Annotated in this window: 11 protein-coding genes and 5 pseudogenes; 13 read left to right on the top strand and 3 right to left on the bottom strand. The window is 62.6% G+C overall.

Annotated elements, in window-relative coordinates; all coding sequences use genetic code 11:
• Nucleotides 1-27 precede the first annotated feature (27 nt).
• The 3 genes and pseudogenes from LDP01_RS04830 to LDP01_RS04820 all read left to right on the top strand — a co-directional run bounded on the left by LDP01_RS04830 (nt 28) and on the right by LDP01_RS04820 (nt 4,017).
• Nucleotides 28-831, top strand: coding sequence for a thioesterase family protein (locus tag LDP01_RS04830; RefSeq protein ID WP_224090622.1), 804 nt, complete (start codon nt 28-30; stop codon nt 829-831).
• Nucleotides 831-1,602 (top strand): annotated as a pseudogene (locus LDP01_RS04825) (lipoate--protein ligase family protein). The gene LDP01_RS04830 and the pseudogene LDP01_RS04825 overlap by 1 nt, the downstream one beginning before the upstream one ends.
• An 86-nt stretch (nt 1,603-1,688) precedes the next feature.
• A pseudogene (locus LDP01_RS04820) lies at nt 1,689-4,017 on the top strand (FdhF/YdeP family oxidoreductase).
• A 5-nt stretch (nt 4,018-4,022) separates the two neighbouring features.
• Here LDP01_RS04820 and LDP01_RS04815 read toward each other — a convergent pair.
• Nucleotides 4,023-4,280, bottom strand: coding sequence for a mycoredoxin (locus LDP01_RS04815; RefSeq protein WP_017197512.1), 258 nt, complete (start codon nt 4,278-4,280; stop codon nt 4,023-4,025).
• Between the two features lie 166 nt (nt 4,281-4,446).
• On the opposite strand from LDP01_RS04815, the pseudogene LDP01_RS04810 reads away from it, so the two are divergent.
• Nucleotides 4,447-5,194: pseudogene (locus LDP01_RS04810) on the top strand (SOS response-associated peptidase).
• Nucleotides 5,195-5,231: 37 nt separating this feature from the next.
• Here LDP01_RS04810 and LDP01_RS04805 read toward each other — a convergent pair.
• A complete protein-coding gene (locus tag LDP01_RS04805; protein ID WP_216925525.1) occupies nt 5,232-5,621 on the bottom strand; it encodes a hypothetical protein in 390 nt (129 codons plus the stop codon).
• Between the two features lie 45 nt (nt 5,622-5,666).
• Nucleotides 5,667-6,206, bottom strand: a complete 540-nt coding sequence (locus LDP01_RS04800) for a TetR/AcrR family transcriptional regulator (RefSeq protein ID WP_224090620.1) — start codon at nt 6,204-6,206, stop codon at nt 5,667-5,669.
• A gap of 58 nt (nt 6,207-6,264) precedes the next feature.
• Between LDP01_RS04800 and LDP01_RS04795 the strand changes: the two genes are divergently transcribed.
• The 9 genes and pseudogenes from LDP01_RS04795 to LDP01_RS04765 all read left to right on the top strand — a co-directional run bounded on the left by LDP01_RS04795 (nt 6,265) and on the right by LDP01_RS04765 (nt 13,561).
• On the top strand, nt 6,265-7,086 hold the full coding sequence (locus LDP01_RS04795; protein ID WP_346658908.1) for a flavin-dependent monooxygenase: 822 nt from the start codon (nt 6,265-6,267) through the stop codon (nt 7,084-7,086).
• Entirely contained in the window at nt 7,055-7,327 is a 273-nt protein-coding gene (locus LDP01_RS23655) for a hypothetical protein (RefSeq protein ID WP_346658907.1), read from the top strand. The genes LDP01_RS04795 and LDP01_RS23655 overlap by 32 nt, the downstream gene beginning before the upstream one ends.
• A gap of 259 nt (nt 7,328-7,586) precedes the next feature.
• A pseudogene (locus LDP01_RS23930) lies at nt 7,587-7,997 on the top strand (3-hydroxyacyl-CoA dehydrogenase NAD-binding domain-containing protein); the annotation flags it as partial.
• An 85-nt stretch (nt 7,998-8,082) separates the two neighbouring features.
• Entirely contained in the window at nt 8,083-8,796 is a 714-nt protein-coding gene (locus LDP01_RS04785; RefSeq protein ID WP_263433756.1) for a 3-hydroxyacyl-CoA dehydrogenase family protein, read from the top strand.
• 90 nt (nt 8,797-8,886) lie between these two features.
• A complete protein-coding gene (locus LDP01_RS04780) occupies nt 8,887-10,068 on the top strand; it encodes an acyl-CoA dehydrogenase family protein (RefSeq protein ID WP_224090616.1) in 1,182 nt (393 codons plus the stop codon).
• A gap of 9 nt (nt 10,069-10,077) precedes the next feature.
• Nucleotides 10,078-10,623 (top strand): annotated as a pseudogene (locus LDP01_RS23650) (AMP-binding protein); the annotation flags it as partial.
• A gap of 64 nt (nt 10,624-10,687) precedes the next feature.
• On the top strand, nt 10,688-11,698 hold the full coding sequence (locus LDP01_RS23645; RefSeq protein ID WP_346658906.1) for an AMP-binding protein: 1,011 nt from the start codon (nt 10,688-10,690) through the stop codon (nt 11,696-11,698).
• Complete coding sequence (locus LDP01_RS04770) at nt 11,695-12,894, top strand: acetyl-CoA C-acetyltransferase (protein ID WP_224090611.1); 1,200 nt, start codon at nt 11,695-11,697, stop codon at nt 12,892-12,894. The genes LDP01_RS23645 and LDP01_RS04770 overlap by 4 nt, the downstream gene beginning before the upstream one ends.
• Nucleotides 12,887-13,561, top strand: a complete 675-nt coding sequence (locus LDP01_RS04765; protein ID WP_224090609.1) for a TetR/AcrR family transcriptional regulator — start codon at nt 12,887-12,889, stop codon at nt 13,559-13,561. The genes LDP01_RS04770 and LDP01_RS04765 overlap by 8 nt, the downstream gene beginning before the upstream one ends.
• Nucleotides 13,562-13,783 lie beyond the last annotated feature (222 nt).

Raw genomic sequence — 13,783 nt, 5'->3', positions numbered from 1 at the left:
TACTGCTGGATTGGCGAAAGGCTCGCGTTGACAACCTCATTACCGGAACTGGCGGAGGGCAACTTCTACTACGAATCGTTGGGTGGGGGCCGCTACCGCTCCACGATTCATGCCCAGGGTGCCTGGAATCCGCACGAACAACACATGGCCCCGGCCTCCGGCATCATGGCTGACGCCCTCCTGAGGCATGAGCCCCGGGACGACGTCCGTATGGCGCGGATCAGCTACGAGATCCTCGGGCTGATCCCCGGCGGCGAGTTCCAGGTAACCACCTCAACCTTGCGGCCGGGACGAACCATTGAACTCATCCAGGCTGAGCTTTCCGCCGGCGGGCGTGTCGCCATCCGTGCCGCAGCGTGGCGCATGATCACCAGCGATACCAGCGCCGTGGCGGCGTTCGAAGACGAGGCCATGCCCGCCCCGGACGAATGCAAGTTGTGGGATGGTGCAAGTGTATGGCCCGGCGGCTACATCCGGTCCCTGGAAATGCGTATCGCCGAAGGCCATCGGCCAGGTTCGGGCAAGGTGTGGATCCGGACCATGCACCCTTTGACTGACGAGGAAGACAGCAGCGATCTTGCCCGGCTCATGGGCTTGGTCGACACCGCCAATGGCATCGCCGCACGGGTCCCCCCAGGGGAGAACAGCTACATCTTCCCCAACGTGGACCTCCAGATCCACATGTATCGTGCGCCCTCGGGAGAGTGGCTCGGGCTGGACAACAAAGTCTCCTTCGGGGCAGATGGCATCGGCCTGACGTCCAGCGTGCTCCATGACATCAACGGACCTTTCGGCAGGGCCGAGCAAATCCTGACGCTGAGGAAAAGCTGATGAGCGAAGCACGGAACAAAGCCGACGGCGGCCTCACGGAGCGCTCCGAGCTCACCGTCTACCGCCAAGAGGAATCCCTCGGTGCTGCCGGGGATCTTGATTTTGCGTTGGAGCTGCTGAAGCGGGCCCGCAGCGGGCAACTGGGTCCCTCCCTTCGCTTGTACCGCCCGCAGCCCACCGTTGCCTTTGGCCAGCGCGATGCGAACCTGCCCGGCTTCACCGCCGCCGAGGATGCGTGCCGGAAGCTCGGCTTCGAGCCCCTCGTGCGGAAAGCCGGTGGACGTGCGGCGGCTTATCACCAAGGCACTTTGGTGATTGATCACATAGAGCCGCACCCTGACGCGATCGTCCGTGCGAAAGCCCGCTTCGCGGAGTTCGGTGAGTTGCTGGCAGGTGCCCTTCGCAGCGTCGGCGTCCAGGGCCGCCGTCGGGGAGATCCCGGGGGAGTACTGCCCCGGGGAGTTCAGCGTTCACGGGGAGGATGCGGAGTTTCCCGCCCATCGGATCAAGCTGATAGGGACTGCGCAGCGGGTGGTTTCCGGGGGTTGGTTGTTCAGCTCCGTGATTGTGGTGGAGAACTCCGGTCCGATCCGGGACGTACTGACGGCGAGCTACGCTGCACTTGGCCTCGATTGGGATCCGGCCACCGCCGGTGCTGCAAATGACCTGCTGCCCCACTTGGACGTCAAAACGGTGGAGGACGCCGTGGTTGACGCTTACCGCAGCTACGCACACGTGGTGGACGGCGACTTCAGGAGTCTCTTGGCGTAGGTGGCTTTCACCGCCATTGAGCAGGCTGGGGGCCGGGTTTACGCTGAGGGAATCAGGAACCCAACCACACGAAACCTGGTGGAATGATGGGCCGCAGGAAGCACCCAATTCAGGATACCGACGTCGACTTGAGCGTCAGCGAACCAAAGAGGTCGGCCGCCGGCTTGCCCAGCCTCAGCGAAACCCTTCCCCACGCGATGGCCTATATGGGCCCTTCCCGCGCATGGAAGACACTTACAGCTGTCAACCAAAAAGACGGTTTCGACTGCATGAGCTGTGCTTGGCCTGATCCGCCGGAACGCAAGGCTGCCGAATTCTGTGAAAACGGCGCCAAGGCTATCGGGTGGGAGGCGGAGCCGCTGAGGATCCCCACGGAGTTTTGGGCCGGAAACCCGCTGAGTTCCCTGGAGTCCCGTTCCGAGTATTGGCTGGGCCAACAGGGCCGGCTGGTGGAACCGGTGTATAAGGCAGCAGGCTCGGACCACTACGCGCCCGTCAGCTGGGAACGGGCCTTGGACATCATTGCAAACGGGTTGAACGCCCTCGACGATCCGGATGAGGCCACTTTTTACACCAGTGGACGCACCAGTAATGAGGCAGCGTTCCTGTACCAGCTTTTCGTCAGGGCTTTCGGGACCAATAACCTTCCGGATTGTTCAAACATGTGCCACGAGTCAACGGGCCTTGCCCTGGGCGAGACCATTGGGGTGGGCAAATCGGCCATCACGTATACGGACTTCGCGAAGTCGGACCTGATCATCATCATGGGGCAGAACCCGGGGACCTGCCATCCGCGGATGCTGACGGCACTGGAGGAGGCCAAACTCGCGGGTGCGTCCATTGTGGCTGTTAATCCGCTGCCTGAGGCTGGCCTGATCAACTTCCGGAACCCACAGCGTGTTCGAGGCCTCGTGGGGAAGGGAACTGACCTGGCTGACCAGTTCCTGCAGATCAGGCTCGCCGGGGATATGGCGCTGCTCCAGGCTGTTTCCAAGCGCGTCCTGGATGCCGAACGGGCCGCGCCGGGTTCGGTGCTGGACCGCACGTTCATCGATGAGCATTGCCAGGGGTTTGTGGGGTTCGCTGCCCACCTCGCAACTTTGCAGGAGCAGGACGTTCTTGCCGCCACCGGCCTGACCAGCGCAGAAATCGATGAACTCGCTGAACGGTACATCCACGCGGAGAGGGTGATCATTACGTGGGCAATGGGACTGACCCAGCATAAGAAGGCGGTGCCCACCATCAAGGAGATCATTAATCTTCTTCTACTGCGTGGCAACATTGGCAAACCGGGGGCCGGACCTTCGCCAATCCGTGGACACAGCAATGTGCAGGGTGACCGGACCATGGGCATTTGGGAGAAGATGCCGCCCCGGTTCCTTGACGCCGTGCAGGATGAGTTTGGCTTTGACCCGCCGCGGAAGGCCGGTGTTGATTCGGTGGACAGTATCCGTGGAATGCGTGATGGCAGGATCAAGGTCCTCATCGCGCTGGGAGGGAACCTGGTGCATGCGATCTCGGACACCGTGGTCGCTGAGGAGGCTGTGCGTCGGACCAGGCTTTCGGTCCAGATTTCCACCAAGTTGAATCGCTCACATGTGGTGGTCGGCGAGCAGGCCCCTGATCCTTCCGACCCTTGGCCGCACCGAAATCGACAAGCAGGACGGGATTGAGCAGTTTGTCACCGTAGAGGACACTGTGTGTGCCGTGCACCGCTCCGCAGGGACGCTGGAACCCATTGCTCCGGGCGTTCTGTCCGAAGTGGCGATTGTCACCCGCATGGCCGAGGCGGTTCTTGACCACAAGGTGCCTGTGGATTGGGCGGACCTCAGGCGTAATTACGACACCATCCGGGACCACATTTCCCATGTGGTGCCTGGATTTGATGACTTCAATACCCACATCCGCGAGCGCGACGGTTTTGTCCTTCCGCATGGTCCCAGGGATTCGCGGACGTTCCCCACGGCAACGGGGAAAGCCATGTTTTCCGTCAATGACCTGGAAACCATTGAAGTACCGCCGGGGAGACTGCTCCTTCAGACTGTGCGGTCCCATGACCAGTTCAATACGACCACTTACTCCATGAATGATCGTTACCGTGGCATCAAGAAGGGCCGCATGGTCTTGTTGGTGAACCCTGGGGATCTGGCGGGGTTGGGTTTCCAGGACGGCGACTATGTGGATGTGCACAGCGAAGCCGACGACGGCGTTGATCGTGTGCTGCGCCAGTTGCGCTTAGTGGCGTACCCCAGTGCCAGGGGCTGCGCGACTGCCTACTATCCGGAGGCGAATGTGTTGGTGCCGCTGGATTCAACAGCGGAAGGCAGCAATACGCCGGCGTCGAAGTCTGTGATTATTCGTCTTGAACCGGCTGCCGCCCCGATTTTCGAGGCGGCAGCCGGACAGCGGAAGTGAATGCCTTAGGCTGCGAGGCGGTTTTCTACTTCAGAGGCAGAAGGGTTGGTTGCTGCGGTTCCGTCCGGGAAGAGGACGGTGGGGACGGTGCGGTTGCCTCCGTTGAGCTGCTCGACGAGTTCGGCCGTGCCATCTACTTCTTCGATGTTGATCTCGGTGTAGCCGATGCCCTTGGCGTCGAGCTGCTTCTTCAGGCGGTTGCAGTAGCCGCACCAAGTGGTCGAGAACATGGTGATGGTGCCGGAGTCGGGAGTGAAGTCCACAGAGCTCTCCTCGGTATTGGTCGTTTCCACGGGTGATTCGTTGGTATCAACCGTAACCCGCAGCCCAATAATTCCCGTGAGGCCGGGATTCGGCGTTACGTCACATTCCGGGCTGGTGTGTGCTTGGGCGACACGGCAGACTGTTCCCATGTGTGGACGTTATGTAATGGCCCGTGCCGTGGGGGATCTGCTGGCTGACTTTGATGCCGAACTTGAAAACGAGATCGCCCTGGAAAAATCGTGGAATGTGGCTCCAACGGATGCTGTTCCGATTGTGCTGGAAAGGCTCGTGGACGATGGATTAAAGCGGCAGTTGCATGTTGCGCGCTGGGGATTGGTGCCCTCGTGGGCGAAAGATCCCAAAGGCGGCGCCCGCCTGATCAATGCCCGCAGTGAGACCCTGCTGGAGAAGCCGTCCTTCCGAAAGGCTGCTGCGGCAAGGCGGTGCGCTGTTCCTGCCGATGGCTATTACGAGTGGAAGAAGGGCGAGGGGAAGTCAAAGCAGCCGTACTACGTGCATCCGGCGGATGGTGGGGGCGTGGTGTTTGCCGGGTTGTATGAATGGTGGCGGGACCAGTCAGCCTCTGATGATGATCCGGCCCGTTGGCTGCTGTCCATGTCGATTCTCACGGCGGACACCCCGACGGCCGAGTCGGCCATGACCCGGCGGAGTGCCTCGGTGTTCGACGAGCTGACTGCCCTGCATGACCGCGTTCCACTGCCCATAAGCAAGGACACGATGGAAGCCTGGTTGAATCCGCGCGAAGATGATGCGGCCGGGCCTCGTGGATCTGGTGCGGTCAAAGGCGCACGACGCCGCTGCCAGCTGGACGCTCGACGCGGTGGGTGCCGCCGTCGGCAATGTCCGCAACAACGGACCGGAACTCATTGAGCCGGTGGAGGGCCTTTTCTAGCTGGAGCTGTTCCCCCTGGCTAGAGCTGTTCTTGCAGCTAGAGCGCTTCCGTGACCGGAACGCCGGCCTGGAATTCGCGGCCGTCCGCTTCGCTGAAGGCCGTCATAACGTGGCCTTTACTGAGTCCATGGATGGCGGACATCGGGAAGTTTCCGGTGATCACGTTCCCGGAGTGTTCCACGCCCTTGATGTCGTAGTTTTCCTCGGCACTGAGTGAGTGGTTGAAGGAGTAGAACGAGATCGCTTCGCCATTCATGAACTCAATGCCCAGCCTTCGTTGGGAGGAATAGTCCTCGCTGGCAGCAACAAGGCCCACGACATAAGCGCCGGAGCCCGGTATGTTGCCTTCGATTTCGAATCTCGCAACGAGGTTGTCATCTGCGGCGGAGATACTGACCTGCTTCAGGAGTGCGTCATTGGTGCTCATGCCACAATCCTGCTCTGTGGACCCGCCCGCGTCCACCCCTTTGCTTCATCCCTCCAAGAGTCGGCGGACGTTGGCTGCCACTGTGGTTTGGTCCATCGCCTGGCCGCGGCGTGCTGTCAGGAGGTGCATGGCCAATCCGTCGCCGTAGTCCGATACGGCTTCTGCACGGGCCCTTGGGTCGGTAATTCCCATGGAATCGAGCATCTGTTCAAGAGCTGAAAGCATCCGCTCGTGCCCGGCGGCCACCACCTCGGGTTGGTCCAGGGCAAAGGCGAACCGTGCGCGGGTCAGGTCGGAGTGATTGTTTGCGAGCCGGAGCAGTGCTCCCGCGAGCTGTTCCGCCAAGACGGCTACCGACGTCGGGACCCCTGATCCACCCTGCTGCTGCAGCAGGAGCGAATCCCGTTCTTCAACGCGGTCGACGGCGGCAGCTACCAACGCGGCACGGTTGCGGAAGTAATTGGAGGTGGTTCCGACGGCCACGCCGGCTTCGGCGTCAACGGCGCGGTGGGTCAGTCCCTTGAGACCTTTGGCGGCCACCACGGCGAGGGCCGCATCGGCAAGATCGGTTCGTCTGTCCGGCATGGCGAAAGTCTAGTCTTTAACCTCACAATTACTACAAATGTAGTAGTACATTGGCACCATGAAAAAGGTGGAAATCGTCGGTGGTGGAATAGCAGGCCTCGCCCTTGCAGGAACTCTTGATCCCAGTCAGTTTCACGTCACTGTGCACGAACAGCGGACCGGCCTCCCGGCAGTAGGAACAACCCTGGCCATGTGGCCCGAAGCCCAGGAAGCCCTGGCCTCATTGGGGATCCTTGATGCGGTCCGGGAAAACAGCCCCACCATCACGGGTGGCGCGCTCCGAAGTGCCGCAGGGATGCCGTGGCTGAGTGTGGAGGGGCAGAACCTTGTGGGAGTCGCCCGCCACACGCTCCTGCGGCTCCTGGACTCCGCCGTGCCCCCGACGGTCCAGAAACGCAACGGAAAAGTGGATGAGGTTCCAGGCGACGCGTACCTCGTAGTGGCGGCAGACGGAGTGCACAGCATGGTAAGGCGTTCCATCTGGGGCCAGGGGTGTGCAGCAAAGCTGACCCCCTACCTCGCCGTTCGAGGTGTCATCGCCGAAGAGCCCGGCAGCGAAACCATCGGTGAGTACTGGGGGCGCGGGGACCTCTTCGGCATAGGCCCTTCAAGCGGGGGAACCAACTGGTATGCGTCCTTCCGCTCCGGGATGGGACCCGAGCGAATTGACGTCGGCGAAGCCCTGGCAGTGGCGCGCCGCCGCTACGCCGGGCACTCGCAAGGTATCCAGCATGTCCTGCAAGCAGCGACGCCCGACACATCATTGGCACAACGCATATGGACCACCCCGCCGCTAAGGCGCTATTCCCGGGACAACGTAGTCCTCATCGGCGACGCGGCCCCACGCCATGGCACCCAACCTCGGGCGGGGCGCTTGTGAGTCGCTGATAGACGCCGTCGCCTTGGGCAAGCTCGTCAACACCCTGCCCCTGGACCAGGCCCTCGCCGCCTACAACCGTCAACGCGTTCTTCGGACCCAGCAATACCGCTTCGGTTCATCTGTGATGATGCGAGTGGCGCTCGCAGAAAGTGCGCAACCCCTGCGCGACAGGTTGCTAGACCTTGCTGCCAGGCGGAAGTCCAAAGCGCCCGGAAGGAGTAAAACTTCCCAGTATCGGTAACTCGCGAAGTAGCTTTTGAACGAATAGCTCGCCCGGAATCGACGGTATTACCGGCCACCTGCACTCCACCGTGGGTAAATATGCATCCCACGCGGCAGGCCACCTCGCCGCTTTTGAGGAACTGGAAGCATTTACCAGCGAAGTTATCGCGTTCATTCTCAAGCTTTGAAACAGTTCAGTGCCGCCTCCTCGGTAGGCCCGCCTCCTTGAGACTTAGTATCACTTGACCTGACACTCAGTTTCACGATACAAATATGCCATGAACTCTGACACGGTCGTCGAAGCCAGCGCAACCCTCTTGGAAGCTGAACAGCAGCGGCTGGCGGGCGTTCCCGACGCGGATCCACGCCCCGTTCGCAGCGTTGGCGTTATCGGTGCCGGGCTCATGGCCAGCCAGCTCGCTCTGGTCTTTGCGCGGCAGCTTGGTGTCCCGGTGCTGATCACGGACCTGTCCCAGGAGAAGGTGGATAGCGCACTTGCCTGGATCGAGGCACACCTGGACAAAATGGTGAGCCGCGGGCACCTCAACGAAACGGCGGCGCGGGCGCTTGGCGTCCTCGTCCGTGGAACCGTTGACACGCGCGAGTACCGGGACTGCGACGTGGTCATTGAAGCGGTCTTCGAGGAGCTGAGCGTGAAACGCGCCGTCTTCGCGGCGATCGAGCCCTTGCTGCGCGCTGATGCGCTGTTGCTGACGAACACGTCGTCCCTTTCCGTGACGGAAATTGGCCGAGGGCCTGGTCCATCCGGAACGAATGGTGGGACTGCACTTCTTCAATCCGGTGGCTGTGCTGCCGCTGGTGGAAATCATCAGCACCGAAGACACCGACGAGGTCAGCCTCGCCACCGTCTGTTCACTGGTAGGGCTGCTGGGCAAGACCGCGGTCCTGGTGACCGACACCCCGGGCTTTGTGGTGAACCGGATCCTGACCCGGCTGTTCTGCGAACTGCTGCAGGTCCTTGATGACGGGACTGACGTTGGACTGGCAGACCACGCCCTGGACCCGCTCGGGCTGCCCATGACTCCACTGACACTGCTGGGTTTCATCGGACCCGCGGTCCAGTTGCACATCTGCGAGACTATGCACGGTGCCTACCCTGACCGTTTCCATGTCAGCCCAAGCCTGGCAGCCATTGCCAGGGCCGGGCTCCCCGGCTATCTGGATGAGTCCGGCCTCGTGCTTCCCGAGGCCGCCGCCCTGTTGCGGCGTTCCGGCGGTGGCGCTCCGGCGCCGGCACCTGATGCAGAGGCCATCATGACTCGGATCCTTGATGCCCTGGCCGAGGAGGTGGGCCTGATGCTGGCTGAAAAGGTGGTGGCCGGCCCGACGGAAGTGGATTTGTGCATGCTTCTTGGTGCCAACTTCCCGAGTCGGCAGGGGGGCCTCACAGCGCTGCTTGACGCCAGCCGGGCCACCCGGCGCGTCTGGGGAAGGGATTTTCATCCCGCCCTGGGATCTGCCGGATAGCTCGGGGCGCGGCCCCTGGAAGCAAGCACCGCTCCTCTACGCTCTTGTTCACGCCCTCCCTCAATAACTTCCCGCTAAGGACGCACGCCCATGCCTGACTACGACGTCTCTGAACCACTGGACACGGACTACTACGCCGTGTTCGCGAACATTCCCGCACCCGAACGCCAGGTGTGGAGGCGTGCCCGGGCTTTCACCGAAGAGGCCCTGCCGCAGATGAACGACTACTGGGAACGCGCCGAATTCCCCGCCCATTTGGCCAAGCGCATGGGCGACCTGAATCTGCTGGCCGATGGCATCGACGTACAGGGACTGGAGCCGATGTCTCCGCTTGCCGCCGGGTTGGTCAACATGGAGATCTCCCGCGGGGACGGTTCGCTGGGTACGGTGATCGCAGTCCAGGGCGGCCTGGTACTGCGGACGATTGCTCTTTTCGGCTCCGACATCCAGCGCAGGACCTGGCTGGGTCCGCTGGCCCGCGGTGAAAAGCTCGGCGCCTTCGCCCTGACGGAACCGGACCACGGCTCGGATTCGGTGGCATTGGAAACCACCGCCACGCTCGATGGGGAGGACTACGTCCTCAATGGCGAGAAGATTTGGATCGGCAATGGCTCGGTCGGAGACGTCACGGTGGTCTGGGCACGCGATGATGCCGGCGACGTCCGCGCTTTCCTGGTGGAACAGGACCGGGAGGGCTACGAGGCCGAGACGATCACTGGAAAGGGCTCGCTGCGCGCCATACACCAGGCCCGGATTACGCTCAACAGCGTCCGCATTCCAAAGGCAAATCTGCTCCCCGGTGCGCGCACTTTCAAGGATGCGTCCGAGGTCCTGGTTGCCACGCGCCTGGGTGTGGCCTGGGCCGCCCTGGGCCATGCCACCGCCGTCTACGAGGCCGCGCTGAACTATGCCACGCAGCGGACACAGTTCGGCAAACCCTTGGCGAAGTTCCAGCTGGTCCAGGAACGGCTGACCTACATGCTTTCGGAGTTGACCAGCATGCAGCTGCATTGTTTCCACCTCGCTGGCCTTGATGCGACCGGCCGGATGCGTCCCACCCAGGCCTCTATGGCGAAGTACCACAACACCCGTAAGGCCCGGGAGCTGGCAAGCATTGCCCGTGACATGTTGGGCGGCAATGGCATCCTGCTGGAAAACCATGTGATCCGGCACCTGCTGGACATTGAATCCATCCATACCTACGAAGGCACGCAAAGCATTCAGACCCTATTGATCGGCCGCGATGTCACCGGACAAAGCGCCTTCGCCTAAGGATTCGCCATGACCATACTTGAGCTTCCGAATGAAACTCCACTGAGCCCCCTGCGGTTCCTGGAGCGCTCCGCCGAGGTATTCGGGCAGAAGACAGCGATCATCCACGGTGACCGCTCCTACACCTACCGGGACTTCGCCGCCGAAGCCCAGCGGCTGGCCAAGGCGATCAAAAGCAGGATCCGGCCCGGCGACCGGGTGGCGTTCCTGTGTCCCAATGTCCCGGAACTCCTGATCGCCCATTACGCAGTCCCCCTGGCGGGGGGCGTCCTGATGGCCCTGAACTCGCGGATGACCGCCCGGGAACTCCAGTACATCCTGGAACACTCCGAGGCGAGGGTCCTGTTTGCGGATTCGGAACTGCTGGCCACCGTGGCGGGTCTGGATCTGGGTCTGACACAGCTGGCTGAGATCATCGAAGTGCCTGACAGCACCATCACGTATCCGGAGGTCCCGACAGGCATCGGAACGACGCAGTACGCGGACTTCCTCGCCTCGTCCGGGCACCAGGACGCTGAACTTCCGTGGAGTGTAGAGGACGAGCGCGCCCCGATCACGCTGAACTACACCTCCGGCACCACGGGCAAGCCCAAGGGGGTGCTGTATTCGCGGCGCGTATTTGAACTCGCTCGGGGAAACCTTCCACAATCACTTCACCGCCGACACGCGCTATCTATGGACACTGCCGATGTTCCACTGCAACGGCTGGTGCACCACTTGGGCCGTGACGGCGGCGGCAGGCGTTCACATTTGCCTTCGTGCAGTGCGCCCCGATGCCGTCTGGGACGCGATCGACACTCTCGGCGTCACGAACCTCTGCGGCGCGCCCACGGTGTGCAGCATTATTGCCGACGCTCCCCAAGCCCACAAACTGAAGGGATCGTTGCGGATCACGACGGCAGGCGCGCCGCCGTCGCCCACGATCATTACCTCCCTGGAGGCACTCGGGATCAGCGTGGTCCACGTTTATGGGTTGACCGAGGTGTACGGCCCATACACGATCTGTGAGCGTCAAGCCGAGTGGGATGACCTGTCCGTCCAGGACAGGGCCGTGAAGATCTCCCGGCAGGGTGTGGCAATGCTGCAGGCCGAGACCGCCCGCATAGTGGACCCAGATATGCGCGACGTCCCGGCCGACGGTGTCACCCTGGGCGAGATCGTGCTGCGTGGCAACAACGTGATGCTCGGTTACTTCAAGGATCCAGAGGCCACCGTGGAAGCCTTCCGCGGCGGGTGGTTCCATACCGGAGACCTCGGCGTGATGCATCCCGACGGTTACATCCAGCTCAAGGACCGGGCCAAGGACATCATCATCTCCGGCGGCGAAAACATCTCCACCATTGAGGTCGAGCAGGCCATTATCAGTCACCCTGCGGTGCTGAATGTGGCCGTGATCGGCGTCCCGCACGAGAAATGGGGCGAACGGCCGGTTGCCTTCGTCATCCGCAAGAGCTCCAGCTCAGTCTCGGCCGAGGAGATCCGCTCGCACGTCAAGGGTCTGGTGGCCGGTTTCAAGGTTCCGGACAGGATCATTTTCCCCGAGGAACTTCCCCAAAACTCGACCGGCAAGGTGCTGAAGTCGCAATTGCGCGCCCTGGACCTCGGCAGCAGCAAGGAGAGCACCAAATGAGCCGTGAGGACATAGTCATTGTGGGCGCGGCCCGTACGCCACAGGGAAAACTGATGGGTCAGCTGTCTTCGTTGAGCGCTGTGCAGCTGGGCGCCGCCGCCATCGCCGCGGCCCTGGAAAACTCCGGAATTAAGCCGGCGGCGGTTGATACGGTCATTGTGGGCCAGGTCCTGACAGCCGGCGCAGGCCAGAACCCCGCACGCCAAAGCGCCGTCGCGGCAGGAATACCGCTCAGCGCCCCCGCCGTCACAGTGAATAAAGTATGCCTGTCCGGACTTAGTGCCATCATCCAAGGAATCAGGCTGCTCAAACTTGGCGAGGCGGATGTCGTCGTCGCCGGCGGCCAGGAATCCATGAGCCAAGCGCCGCACCTGCTCACCGGATCGCGCGCCGGCTACGCCTACGGTGGCATCATGGCCGTGGACTCGGCTGGTCACGATGGCCTGACGGATGCCTTTGAGCATGAATCCATGGGCATTGCCACGGACCGAGCCAATGCGGAACTCGGGCTCTCCCGTCAAGCGCAGGACCATGTTGCGGCGCTGTCTCACCAGCGGGCGGCCACGGCCCGGGGCGATGGAAGATTTAGCGCCGAAATCGCCCCTGTTTCAGTGCCTCAGAAGCGCGGCGCGCCTGCGCTGGTAAGCCACGATGAAGGCGTCCGCCCGCAGTCCACCCAGGAGGTGCTGGCAGGGCTGAAGCCGGCCTTCACGGCGGCCGGGACCGTCACGGCAGGCAATGCCTCGCCGTTGAGCGACGGCGCCGCCGCCGTCGTTATGGTGACCCGCGCCTACGCCGATGCCCACGGGCTCGAGGTGCTTGCCGCCGTCGGCACCTTCGGACAGATCGCCGGCCCGGACACGACGCTGCCGGACAAACCCGCGCAGGCAATCATCGCAGCCCTGGCCCGCGCAGGCTGGACGGCCGGGGAGCTTGACTTCGTGGAGATCAACGAGGCATTCGCCTCGGTTGTGGCGCACTCCGCAGCGGAACTGGGCCTCAGCCTGGACAAGGTCAACATCAACGGCGGCGCCATCGCCCTTGGTCATCCGATCGGCGCATCCGGAGCGCGGCTCGTCGTCTCGGCTGCTCATGAGCTGATGCGGCGCGGCAGCGGCAAATCCGCCGTCTCGCTCTGCGGCGGCGGCGGACAGGGCGACGCGCTGCTACTGTACCGGGATGGCATCCATGGTTAATTTCCGTGCAGAGGTGGCCGAAGCCGCCCTGGATCTGTTCACCGACAAGGGCTACGACCCGACCAGCGTAGACGACATTGCCCTGGCTGCCGGGATCTCCCGCAGTACCTTCTTCCGTCAGTTCCGGGCCAAGGAAGATGTGATCTTTGCGGACCACGAAGCCTTGCTCACTGAACTGACCGTCTATCTGACCGCGAGGCATCCCCATCCATGGGAGGCGGTGTGCCAGGCGGCGGTGCTGGTCTTCAGGAAGTTCTCTGAACACCGGAAACTGGCTCAAAAACGCTACCATGTGGTACAGGCGGTGCCCGCGCTCCGGGACCGGGAAACGATTATGGTGTCCCGCTATGAGCGGCTTTTCTCGGACTACCTCCGGCAGGCCCTCCCAGGCCTGCCGACACTTGAGGCAATCCGGTTCGCTGCCGCGGTCACGTCCACGCACAACTATGTGTTGCGCGAAATGATGCTGGGTTCCTCCCGTGGTTCCCTCCAGAACCTGGAACACGAGCTGCTGGCGGTTCGCCGCATCTTCGGCGTGCTGTCCCCGGGGGATCCGGGCGCCGATCCGGCCGAGGATGACCTCGTGGTTGCCGTTTTTCCCCGCTCTACACCCGCTGCTGAGGTTGCGCGACGCATCCAGGAGAAACTCGACGGCGGCTCCGCCTAGCCCCTCCGTCCAACTGCTCCATCCAACCGGGAAGGGGCCGCCTATGACAGGGCGTGACAACGACGTTTACCGTCCGAGCGACCGTGACCTGTTAAAGCGGACGATCAGGGAGGCAGCGACCAGGCCGGGCACCGGGTGTTTTTTCGCGGACCCCGTGAACCGCGCCGAACTCACCATCAGCGAGTTCTTCGGCACTGTCACCCATGGCCTGAAGAACCTAAG

The organism is Arthrobacter sp. StoSoilB13 (genome assembly GCF_019977255.1).
In the GTDB taxonomy this organism is placed as follows: Bacteria; Actinomycetota; Actinomycetes; order Actinomycetales; family Micrococcaceae; genus Arthrobacter.
This window is presented reverse-complemented; position numbering and strand designations above follow the sequence as displayed.

Excerpts from the sequence above, each read along its gene's own strand:
- LDP01_RS04805 (WP_216925525.1), bottom strand. The coding sequence starts at position 5,621 with ATGAGCACCAATGACGCACTCCTGAAGCAGGTCAGTATCTCCGCCGCA.
- LDP01_RS04800 (WP_224090620.1), bottom strand. The coding sequence starts at position 6,206 with ATGCCGGACAGACGAACCGATCTTGCCGATGCGGCCCTCGCCGTGGTG.
- LDP01_RS04795 (WP_346658908.1), top strand. The coding sequence starts at position 6,265 with ATGAAAAAGGTGGAAATCGTCGGTGGTGGAATAGCAGGCCTCGCCCTT.
- LDP01_RS23655 (WP_346658907.1), top strand. The coding sequence starts at position 7,055 with ATGGCACCCAACCTCGGGCGGGGCGCTTGTGAGTCGCTGATAGACGCC.
- LDP01_RS04785 (WP_263433756.1), top strand. The coding sequence starts at position 8,083 with ATGGTGGGACTGCACTTCTTCAATCCGGTGGCTGTGCTGCCGCTGGTG.
- LDP01_RS04780 (WP_224090616.1), top strand. The coding sequence starts at position 8,887 with ATGCCTGACTACGACGTCTCTGAACCACTGGACACGGACTACTACGCC.
- LDP01_RS04770 (WP_224090611.1), top strand. The coding sequence starts at position 11,695 with ATGAGCCGTGAGGACATAGTCATTGTGGGCGCGGCCCGTACGCCACAG.
- LDP01_RS04765 (WP_224090609.1), top strand. The coding sequence starts at position 12,887 with ATGGTTAATTTCCGTGCAGAGGTGGCCGAAGCCGCCCTGGATCTGTTC.